The organism is Erwinia sp. JH02 (assembly GCF_013074405.1).
In the GTDB taxonomy this organism is placed as follows: domain Bacteria; phylum Pseudomonadota; class Gammaproteobacteria; order Enterobacterales; family Enterobacteriaceae; genus Erwinia; species Erwinia rhapontici.
This window is the reverse complement of record NZ_JABANZ010000006.1, coordinates 418,735-428,749: the sequence shown is the minus strand read 5'-3', so window position 1 is coordinate 428,749 and position 10,015 is coordinate 418,735. Positions and strand designations below refer to the sequence as shown.

Sequence of the window (10,015 nt, the reverse complement as noted above, 5' to 3'; positions counted from 1 at the left end):
TCAGCCAGAAGGATACAGCGTGGATAACGAAAGCGAGATCGTGCAGGCCGGGGCCGTATTGAGCCAGAAACTGGCAGAGCTGGGAGCTGTGGATTTTCTTTATCTGCGCCAGAATAAGCGTGCCCCGGAAGAGGCGCTGGTGCTTTCCAGTCATTCAGAGGAGTGGATCAGCGACTATCGCGATCGCCGCCGCTATCTGAAAGATCCGGTGGCGCTGGCCGCCCGGCAGCGCATCTCCCCCTTTAACTGGCAGGATTGCACGCGCCCCAACGCCGGGCTATGCGATGCAGGCAGCCAGTGCCAGCGGGTGAAGGGGTTTACCTTTGCGGTTCACGACGAGCAGCAACAGATGTCACTGCTGAGCGTGATACGCCGCCATGACAACCTGACGTTTTCCCACGACGTGATTTCCCGGCTGGCGGATTTGCAGATGCTGTTGATCCTGCTGCATGAAAAAACCCACCTGCGGCGCGAAAACAGCCCGGTGCTCTCGCCGCGTGAGCAGGAGGTGTTGCTGTGGAGCAGCCGGGGTAAAACCTACGGAGAGATCGCTATCATCCTGGGGATTCAGCTCAGTACCGTGAAGTTTCATATCGCCAATGTCACGCGGAAACTGGGCGTCAGTAATGGGAAACATGCGATTCGCCGGGCGCTTGAAATGAACTATCTGCCCTCCCCCCTCTACTAAAGGCTAGCTGGACGCAGCGGCCTCAGGCTCTACACTCGTATTCACTTATCTCTTTTCAGGAAACGTTATGTCGTCGTCTCCCTCCCGTCTTCCCGCTGCCGTGTATACGCTCGGCTTTGGTGTTTTTGCGCTGGTAACCAGTGAGTTTCAGGTTGCCGCACTGATGAATATTATGACCACCGACCTGCATATCACCCTGCCGATGACCGGCTATCTGATCACCGTGTATGCGCTGGCGATGGCGATTGGCGGCCCGCTGCTCGCCCTGTTGCTGCTGAAACACCCGCCGCGCAGCAGTCTGTTGATCCTGCTGACGCTGTTTATTGCCAGTCAGGCGCTGGGGGCGGTAGCGGGCAGCTATCTGCCGCTGGTGATTGCGCGCATTCTTACCGGTGCCGTGGCCGGGGCCTATATTGGCTGTGCGGTCAGTACCGGCGTGAAGCTGGTGCCCGAGCAGCAGATCCCGGCGGCGATTACCGTGGTGCTGGGTGGACTGATGATCGGTACGGTGATTGGCCTGCCGCTGGCCAGTTTTATCGGTAACCTGGCGGGCTGGCGCGTCAGCTTCTGGTCGGTGGTGGTGATTACGCTGCTGGCGCTGTGGCTGACGCACAAAACGTTGCCCTCCACGCTGGCTCCGGATGACATTAATCTGAAAGAAGAGCTGCGGGCACTGAAAAATCCGACGCTGTGGCGTGCTTATTCCACCAGTCTGCTGATTATTGGCGCGACCTTTGCGGGCTTCAGCTACTTTACGCCGATCCTGAGTGCGCAAACCGGCTTTAGCAGCGGCCAGGTCACCGGGTTACTGCTGGTGTATGGCATGGCGACCGTGCTGGGGAATGCGGTTGTGGGGCGTCTGGCCGGGCGCTATGCGTTGCCGGTCATTGCCTGCGGTTTACTGGCGCTGGTGGGCTTTTTCGCCCTGTTTGCCAGCTTTATTCAGCTACCGTCGGTGGCGATAGCCTGCGTTGTCGGCGTGGGTCTGTTCGGGGTAACAATGAACCCGGCGATGGTGACCCGCGTGATGGGTGCGGCCGGTAATCGCCAGTTGGTGAATACGCTGCATACGTCGATGGTGACGTTCGGGCTGATGCTGGGATCGTTGCTGGGCGGGCTGAGTATTGAATATGGCTTCGGCCTGAGCGCCCCGCTGTGGATCGGTGCCGGGATGGCGCTGTGCGGGCTGTTAACGCTGCTGCCGGATGTCAAAACATCACAGCCTGAAGCCTGTCGCGAGTGAGGTTACGTCAGAGACGACCGGAAAAAGGGTCGTACCCTGATGGCTTCCCAGTCATTTTTTGTCGCTGACAGTCTAACTTCAGGTCTGAGGCCAGTTTGAGCACGCCGGATCGGCAAAATCCGCATCCCTGCGGGCCTCGGCACGCGGCGTCCCTGCCGCGTGACGTCCGGCTTACCTCAAACTGGCCCCATCCCCCCTGAATGGTTGCTCGCTGTTAGTTTTAAAACCACCACAACATAACGATCTCTGCGGATGAATTTGAATCAGGATTTTGGTTTTAGACCCAGGTTTTGACGTTGAGGCGGCATTCAGCTGCGCTGAGGAAGCGCAGTGAACCAGGACGAACCGCCAGGACGGCGGTGAGAGGGAGAGCCGGTACAGGGATGTGCCGTCACGACCAGTCCGTCGGTGAACCGCGCTTGCGAAGGCATCCACGCAGTGGACGCAGCGCCTGCCGCAAAGCCCGGGTCCCCAGGGCGGCGGCGACTGGCCGCCCTGGGTCGCTCAGCCCACGAAGTGGGAAAGCGAAACGCCCTTGACGTTGACCTGTATCTTGACCTTGAGCGTCGTGCATAGCATCATCACGGGTCAAGTCCGCCAAGAGGCAATGTCGGTCTTGTTTTGTGGGGATCGCTCAGGGATCGCACCCTGACGAATCCAATGCCCGTCAGCCTGCGGGTTTGGCCTGCTCTGCGGTGAGTGCAGCAATCCGGGTGATCACCCTTACCGCCTGCTCCATATTATCGAGTGAGGCAAACTCATGCCTGCCGTGATAGTTATAGCCCCCGGTAAACAGATTCGGGCAAGGTAAGCCCATAAACGACAGTTGCGCACCGTCCGTGCCGCCGCGAATCGGTTTCACATGCGGGGTGATGTCACAATCGCGCATCGCCTGAAGGGCCAGCTCGATACTTTGCGGGCACGCTTCCACCTGTTCACGCATATTGTAGTAACTGTCTTCAACCACCAGCTCAATCGCCGCCGGGGCAGGCAGCGTTTTCTCTAAACGGTGGGCGATAGCTGCCAGCCGTTGTTTACGCTCGTCAAAGCCGCTGCGGGCAAAATCGCGCACGATGTAGTGCAACTCGGCGCGGTCCACACTGCCTTTGATACCATGCAGATGGTAAAAACCTTCGTAACCGGACGTCTTTTCCGGCACCTGATCTTCCGGCACTTCACGATGGAAACGCATCGCCACATCCAGCGCATTGACCATCACGCCTTTTGCCGTTCCCGGATGGACGTTATTGCCAGTAATTTTTACCGTAACCGAAGCCGCATTGAAGTTTTCATATTCAAACTCCCCCATCCCCCCGCCATCGACGGTATAAGCCCAGTCGGCGGCAAAGGCGGCAACATCAAAGTGCTGGATACCCCGGCCAATTTCTTCATCGGGAGTAAAAGCAACGCGCACCTCGCCGTGCGCCACTTCTCCGGAGGTGAGATGGGCCAGCGCCGTCATAATCTCGGCAATTCCGGCTTTATCATCTGCGCCCAGCAGCGTTTTACCGTCCGTGGTGATCAGCGTATGCCCGGTCAGCTCATGCAGTACCGGAAACATCACCGGCGACAAAATTTCATCGCCAATTCCCAGGGCAATATCACCACCGCGATAATTCTCAATCACCTGCGGGTTAACATTTTTCGCAGTGAAATCCGGGGACGTATCCATATGGGAAATAAAACCGATGACCGGCGTCGGCCAGCTTACGTTTGACGGCAGCGTGGCCATCACAATACCGCGTGGGCTGCAGGACACATCGCTCAGTCCCAGCGCACGTAACTCATCACACAATCTTTGCGCCAGGCGAAGCTGCCCTTCAGTACTGGGAACCTGACGAACGTTACCTTTAGATTGCGTATCAAAAGACACATAGTTTAAGAAGCGATCAAGTAAGTTATTCATCTGTCTTCCCTTTGGATGCCAGTGCTTATTATGGATAGCGGAACAATGTTAAATATTGTTTCAGGTCAGTTTAGTACGCTGGCGCAGCATTAACGTTGCGGATAATGGATGAGATCATGAAAACGCACCGGCTCCGTGCCCGGATTGCGGTAAGCATGGGCGCAGTCAGCGTGAAAACGCACCCCATCCCCCGCGGAAAGGCGCTGCCACTGACCATCAACCTGTAACTCAAGCTCGCCCTCGATGACAATGACATGTTCGACCACACCGCGTTCATGGGCGTCGGATGCACTGGATGCCCCGGAGGCCAGCTCAATCACCAGCATTTCAAAATTCAGGGCGGCATCGAAAGGAAACAGCGGGAACACCTGCATCGTACTGTCAAAGGCAGTGTAGCCCTGCTGACGTTGGTGCCGTGCCGCACTGTCAACGGCTGGCGGATCGATAAAGGCAGAGAATGGCAAGTTAAAACCCGTTGCGATTTTCCACAGCGTTGCCACGGTCGGGCTGGATTCCGCGCGTTCGATTTGCCCAAGCATCGCTTTACTCACGCCCGTGGCATCCGCGGCCTGGGTCAGACTCCAGCCACGTGCGCTACGCTGGGTCTTCAGGGTTTGCGCCAGATGGTGTTGCAGACTGTCCACGTTGTGATCTCCTGTAAGCATGAAACGAGTATAACGCCTTGTGCGCTATAACGCACGATGCTACCTTGTACGTTATAACGCACATTGGTCTGCCTCTGCCAGGACACTCGCTATGCGCCCACCGCTTACATTAAGTCACCTGACGTTTCCTGCCATCGTCGCCGGATTTGTTGCCGTGCTCGTCGGCTACACCAGCTCTGCGGCGATTATTTTCCAGGCCGCAGCGGCCGCCGGGGCCACCGCGTCTCAAACGGGCGGCTGGCTGACCATGCTTGGGCTGGCGATGGGCCTCACCACGCTCGGCCTCTCACTGTGGTATCGCACGCCGGTACTCACCGCCTGGTCAACACCCGGCGCGGCATTGTTGGTGACCAGTCTGCCCGGCACATCACTCAATGAGGCCGTTGGCGTATTTGTCTTCGCCTCGGCGCTGATCTTTCTTTGCGGCATTACCGGACTGTTTGCCCGCCTGATGAATGCCATACCGCAGGCGATCTCTGCCGCGATGCTGGCAGGAATTTTACTGCGGTTTGGCGTGGATGCATTTGCCGCGATCCAGGTTAATTTCGCCCTGAGCGGCACCATGTGCCTGGTCTATCTGCTGTCACGCCGTCTGCTGCCGCGCTATGCCATTATTCTCACCTTGCTGGCCGGGTTAGGCATGGCGGCACTCCAGGGCAATATTCATGCTACGCAGACGCAGAGCCTGGTGATGCCGGAATTTATCATGCCGCACTTTACGCTCGAAACGCTGCTGGGCATTGGCGTACCGTTTTTTGTGGTCACGATGGCATCACAGAATGCACCCGGTATCGCCACCCTCAAAGCACACGGCTATACGCTTCCAGTGTCACCGCTGATCGCCTGGACCGGGCTGGTGGCACTACTGCTGGCCCCTTTCGGTGGCTTTACCGTGTGTATTGCCGCGATTACGGCCGCGATTTGCATGGGACCGGAGGTGCACAGCGATCCGCAGCGCCGTTACTGGGCCGCTGCCGCTGCCGGGGTGTTTTATTTGCTGGCAGGGGTGTTTGGTGGGGCGATTAGCGGCCTGTTTACTGCGTTGCCGCTGGCACTGATCCACACGATTGCCGGGCTGGCACTGCTGGGCACCATCGCCGGGAGTCTGCAACGGGCATTAAGCGATGAGAAACAGCGAGATGCAGCGGTGATCACTTTTCTGATCACCGCCTCGGGCCTCACCCTGCTTGGCGTGGGTGCCGCGTTTTGGGGATTAGTCGGCGGAGTTATCGCCCACCTGGTCTTCTCGCTGGCCAAACGCTGAAGGCGCATCGGCCCCGGTCAGCACCGGTACAGCGATGTTTTTCAGCAGGTCATGAACCCATTCCGGGACCACTTCGCTGGCCAGTCCGTACTCTTTTTCTTCAAACTCGCTGCCCACCTGGCTCGGTTCCAGGTTCAGCTCCACGGTATGAGCCCCCTGCAAACGCGCTTCATGGACGAAGCCTGCCGCCGGATAAACGTGCCCGGAGGTGCCAATCGCCACAAAATAATCGGCCTGCGCCAGCGCCTGGTAAATTTCATCCATCTGCAACGGCATTTCGCCAAACCACACCACGTGTGGGCGCAATACGGACGGGAACTGACAGCAATGGCAGCGATCGTCGGGTTTCACATCATCCGTCCATTGCAGGATCTGACCACTACCGGAGCAACGCACTTTTAACAGCTCACCGTGCATATGGATAACGTTACGGTTTCCGGCGCGCTCATGCAGGTTGTCGATATTCTGTGTCACCAGCAGAAAATGGTCACCCAGTGCGGCTTCCAGTTCAGCCAGCGCCAGATGCGCCGTATTAGGCTGGATATCATCCTGCTGCAGCTGACGCCTGCGGGCATTGTAGAAATCCTGCACCCGCTGAGGGTCGCGGGCAAAACCTTCCGGCGTGGCGACATCCTCCACTTTGTGCTCTTCCCACAGGCCATCGGCTGCGCGGAAAGTCCGGATGCCGGACTCAGCGGAAATCCCGGCCCCGGTCAGCACCACCACACGCGGCAGCGGATGACGGGCAATTTCGATATTGCGGTCACGTTCGAAAATGCGCTGACGAAAACGCTGGTGAACCTGGCGTCGGGTCTTCTTGTAGCGTGCCAGCCTGAGGCGGCGACGGGGTGTGCGCATCATCAAATCCTCTAATCCTTAATATGCAGGAATGGCGCACCGTACGGTGCGGAACCTGTCCCTGATAATAACGGGTGATTAACCCGGGTGCACTGAGAGTGTGCCGATAAACGTGATATCCACCCCAGGAAAATCCGCATCCTGAGAGTGAGAGACCGCCCTCAATGCCCTCGTGTTTTTACTGCCCACTCAGTACCCGTGCCGGATCGATACGGCTGGCCCGGCGCGCCGGATACCAGCTTGCCAGCAGACTGAGTAACAGCGACGTGACCAGGACAATCCCGACATCACGCCAGTGCAGCTCTGACGGCAGGAAATCAATAAAGTAGATATCCCCGGAAAGGAAATGGTAACCGGTCAGCGCTTCAATCCCATGAATGATCGGTGTCAGATTGAACGCAGCCAGCACCCCCACCACCACGCCGCTCACGCTGCCCACCAGTCCGGCAAGCAGGCCATACCAGACAAAGATAGCGCGGATCAGGCCGTCTTTCGCCCCCAGGGTGCGCAGTACGGCAATGTCGCTGCTTTTATCTTTCACCGCCATCACCAGGGTGGAGACGATATTGAAACAGGCCACGCCAATCACCAGCACCATCGCCAGATACATAATCGCGCGGATCATCTGGATATCACGGTACATATAACCGTAAGTGCCTACCCAACTGCGAATGTACACATACGCGTGGGTGACTTCGCCCGCCTGACGGACAAGGCTGACCGCATTGAACGGATCAGTGGCTTTGATGGCGATGCCGGTAACACTGTCCCCCATGCCCAGCAACTGCTGCGCATCCGCTAACGGCACCAGCGCCAGACTGTGATCGAGCATCCCGCTTAACTTTAAGATACCGCTCACTTGCAGGCGCACGCGCTTGGGCTGCAACAGTTTGTGCCCGGCATCGCTGTTTGGGATCATAATCGTCAGCCAGTCGCCCTGTTTTACCTTCAGGCTGTTGGCGACGCCCTGCCCCAGCAGGATCTGTTGCTTGCCCGCACCAAAGTTCTGCCAGGCATCGCCCTGCACATAGGAGGGCAGCGCACTGAGGCGGCTCTCCTGCTGCGGGTCAACACCTTTCACCTGCACGGCCTGCAACTTGCTGCCGCTTTCAATCAGCCCGGTGAAATTAATGTAAGGTGCTGCCGCTGCAATACCTGGGATCTGTTCCATTTTCGGCACCAGCCCCTGCCAGCCAGTAAACGGCTGGTTGACCGGCTCAATTTCACCGTGTGGCACGACGGCCAGAATGCGGTTATTCAGTTCACGTTCAAAGCCATTCATCGCGCTTAGCCCGACGATCAGCACCGCCACGCCCAGCGCAATGCCGACCGTTGAGATCACGGAAATCAGCGAAACCATGCCTCCGCGCCGACGACCACGGCTGAAGCGCAGGCCGAGCAGAAGAGAGAGAGAACCCGCCATCAGAAGCTACCTGCCAGTTTGACCTGGTCACTGAGCTGCCCGTCGCGCATTTCCATCTGACGACGCATACGTTTCGCCAGATGCAGATCGTGGGTGACGACCAGAAAAGCCGTGCCCTGGCGTTGATTCAGCTCGTTGAGCAGGTCAAAGATGGCATCGGTGTTACGCGCATCGAGGTTACCGGTCGGTTCATCGGCCAGCACCAGGCGAGGGTTGTTGACCAGCGCACGCGCGATGGCTACACGCTGACGCTCACCACCGGACAACTCTGACGGACGGTGTGCAGCACGGTGATCCAGCCCGACGGCTTTCAGCATGTCGACCGCTCTCTGCTGAGCTTCGGCTTTGGCGGTCTGACCAATCAGTAGCGGCATCGCGACATTTTCCAGCGCACTGAAATCGGGCAGCAGATGGTGAAACTGATAGATAAAACCCAGTTCGCGGTTACGCAATTCGGCCTTAGCGACCGAGGACATGCTATTCAGCGACTTCCCGTCAAACACCACCTCCCCGGAGGTTGGCGTATCCAGCCCGCCCATCAGGTGCATCAGGGTACTTTTCCCCGAACCTGAGCTGCCAACAATCGCCATCATTTCACCCGGTTCTACGCTAAAGGTAACGTTGCGCAGGACATCGGTCTGCACGCTGCCTTCCTGATAGCGTTTGCACAGGTTGTCGCACTGCAACAGGATCTTGTTACTCATAACGTAAAGCCTCAGCGGGTTGAACGGCGGCCGCGCGCCAGGAAGGGTAAAGCGTTGACAACAGCGCCACGACAATCGCCGTCAGGGTAATGGTGGCAACCTGAGTCAGGGAAATTTCAACCGGTAAGGCGGCGCCATCAAGGAAGGCACCAATCACCGGCATCAGGTTATTTAACTGGCTGGCGAGCAGCACGCCGAGCAGTGCGCCGAGTAACGCACCGACAATACCGGCCGTTGCACCCTGCACCATAAACACCGCCACAATCTGACGGCGTTTCAGCCCCTGCGTTTGCAGGATCGCGACTTCACCCTGCTTCTCCATAATCAGCAAGCCCAGCGAGGTGACAATATTGAATGCAGCGACGGCGACAATCAGGCTGAGCAGCAGGCCCATCATGTTTTTTTCCATCTTCACTGCCTGGAACAGTTCGCCTTTGCGCTCACGCCAGTCTTTCCACACCAGCCCTTTCGGCAGGGTTTGCTGGCTGACGCTATCCACCTGTAACGGTTTGTCCAGCCATAAACGCCAGCCCGTGATATTCCCGGCCGGGTAACGCATCAGACGCGAGGCATCCTGCTGGTTGACCAGAATCTGATAACCGTCGACATCGCTGTTCGAGGCAAAGGTGCCAATAATAGTAAACAGACGCTGACTGGGAATACGCCCCATCGGGGTGAACTGGCTGGCTGAAGGCACCATCAGACGCACTTGATCGCCACGTTTTACGCCAAGCTGCCCTGCCAGTTGTTCACCGATGATCACATTGTACTTGCCTGATTCCAGCTGCTGCTGGCGTACGCTCACCAGATACGGCGTTAACGGATCGGCTTCATCGGGATTAATGCCCAGCATCACGCCAACGCCAACGCTGCGCGCACTCTGCATCACCACTTCCCCGGTCGTCAGCGAGGTGACGCGACTGACCCCGGAGAGGTGCAGGCTACTGGCGGGCAGTTGTTGCGGATTGATCGACCCGGTGTCGCTGGTGATCAACGCTTGCGGCATCAGGCCAAGGGTATTTTTTTCCAGCTCGTGCTCAAGGCCGTTCATCACCGACAGCACGGTAACCAGCGCCATCACACCCAGCGTAATGCCGATAGCGGAAAGCCAGGAAACAAACCGCCCGAAGCGATCTGAACCACGCCCGCGCATGTAGCGCAGGCCTATAAATAAGGCGACAGGTTGATACATGACATCCGTCTTTCTTATGGCAGTAAACAATTGGGGAGGATAATAAAGGTTAGCACTGCGTTATGGAACCAC

The 10,015-nt window shown here is 57.7% G+C and carries 9 protein-coding genes; 3 read left to right on the top strand and 6 right to left on the bottom strand.

Annotated elements, in window-relative coordinates:
- The first annotated feature begins 19 nt into the window (after window positions 1–19).
- Both HHI26_RS17520 and HHI26_RS17515 read left to right on the top strand, forming a co-directional pair.
- A complete protein-coding gene (locus HHI26_RS17520; protein ID WP_171149415.1) occupies window positions 20–688 on the top strand; it encodes a LuxR family transcriptional regulator in 669 nt (222 codons plus the stop codon).
- 67 nt (window positions 689–755) lie between these two features.
- On the top strand, window positions 756–1,931 hold the full coding sequence (locus HHI26_RS17515) for an MFS transporter (protein ID WP_171149414.1): 1,176 nt from the start codon (window positions 756–758) through the stop codon (window positions 1,929–1,931).
- Window positions 1,932–2,598: 667 nt separating this feature from the next.
- Here the strand turns inward: HHI26_RS17515 and pepT are convergent.
- Together pepT and HHI26_RS17505 are read right to left on the bottom strand one after the other, a co-directional pair.
- On the bottom strand, window positions 2,599–3,837 hold the full coding sequence (pepT, locus tag HHI26_RS17510; RefSeq protein WP_159337061.1) for a peptidase T: 1,239 nt from the start codon (window positions 3,835–3,837) through the stop codon (window positions 2,599–2,601).
- Between the two features lie 89 nt (window positions 3,838–3,926).
- Complete coding sequence (locus tag HHI26_RS17505) at window positions 3,927–4,502, bottom strand: XRE family transcriptional regulator (RefSeq protein ID WP_133842932.1); 576 nt, start codon at window positions 4,500–4,502, stop codon at window positions 3,927–3,929.
- A 91-nt stretch (window positions 4,503–4,593) separates the two neighbouring features.
- Between HHI26_RS17505 and HHI26_RS17500 the strand changes: the two genes are divergently transcribed.
- The gene (locus tag HHI26_RS17500) at window positions 4,594–5,766 is read left to right on the top strand and encodes a benzoate/H(+) symporter BenE family transporter (protein WP_159337062.1); all 1,173 of its coding nucleotides are present in this window, start codon (window positions 4,594–4,596) and stop codon (window positions 5,764–5,766) included.
- Here HHI26_RS17500 and cobB read toward each other — a convergent pair.
- From cobB to lolC, 4 genes are all read right to left on the bottom strand, one after another.
- On the bottom strand, window positions 5,716–6,624 hold the full coding sequence (gene cobB / locus HHI26_RS17495; RefSeq protein WP_171149443.1) for a Sir2 family NAD+-dependent deacetylase: 909 nt from the start codon (window positions 6,622–6,624) through the stop codon (window positions 5,716–5,718). The genes HHI26_RS17500 and cobB overlap by 51 nt on opposite strands.
- Window positions 6,625–6,802: 178 nt before the next feature.
- Window positions 6,803–8,047: a lipoprotein-releasing ABC transporter permease subunit LolE gene (lolE, locus tag HHI26_RS17490; RefSeq protein ID WP_133842928.1), complete on the bottom strand. Its 1,245-nt coding sequence runs from the start codon at window positions 8,045–8,047 to the stop codon at window positions 6,803–6,805.
- Window positions 8,047–8,751, bottom strand: a complete 705-nt coding sequence (gene lolD / locus HHI26_RS17485) for a lipoprotein-releasing ABC transporter ATP-binding protein LolD (RefSeq protein WP_133842926.1) — start codon at window positions 8,749–8,751, stop codon at window positions 8,047–8,049. Before lolD ends, lolE begins: the two co-directional genes overlap by 1 nt.
- Window positions 8,744–9,943, bottom strand: coding sequence for a lipoprotein-releasing ABC transporter permease subunit LolC (lolC, locus tag HHI26_RS17480; protein WP_133842924.1), 1,200 nt, complete (start codon window positions 9,941–9,943; stop codon window positions 8,744–8,746). Before lolC ends, lolD begins: the two co-directional genes overlap by 8 nt.
- Window positions 9,944–10,015: the final 72 nt, after the last annotated feature.

Coding starts and splice junctions, on each gene's coding strand:
- HHI26_RS17515 (WP_171149414.1), top strand. CDS start 756: ATGTCGTCGTCTCCCTCCCGTCTTCCCGCTGCCGTGTATACGCTCGGC.
- pepT (WP_159337061.1), bottom strand. CDS start 3,837: ATGAATAACTTACTTGATCGCTTCTTAAACTATGTGTCTTTTGATACG.
- HHI26_RS17505 (WP_133842932.1), bottom strand. CDS start 4,502: ATGCTTACAGGAGATCACAACGTGGACAGTCTGCAACACCATCTGGCG.
- HHI26_RS17500 (WP_159337062.1), top strand. CDS start 4,594: ATGCGCCCACCGCTTACATTAAGTCACCTGACGTTTCCTGCCATCGTC.
- cobB (WP_171149443.1), bottom strand. CDS start 6,624: ATGCGCACACCCCGTCGCCGCCTCAGGCTGGCACGCTACAAGAAGACC.
- lolE (WP_133842928.1), bottom strand. CDS start 8,047: ATGGCGGGTTCTCTCTCTCTTCTGCTCGGCCTGCGCTTCAGCCGTGGT.
- lolD (WP_133842926.1), bottom strand. CDS start 8,751: ATGAGTAACAAGATCCTGTTGCAGTGCGACAACCTGTGCAAACGCTAT.
- lolC (WP_133842924.1), bottom strand. CDS start 9,943: ATGTATCAACCTGTCGCCTTATTTATAGGCCTGCGCTACATGCGCGGG.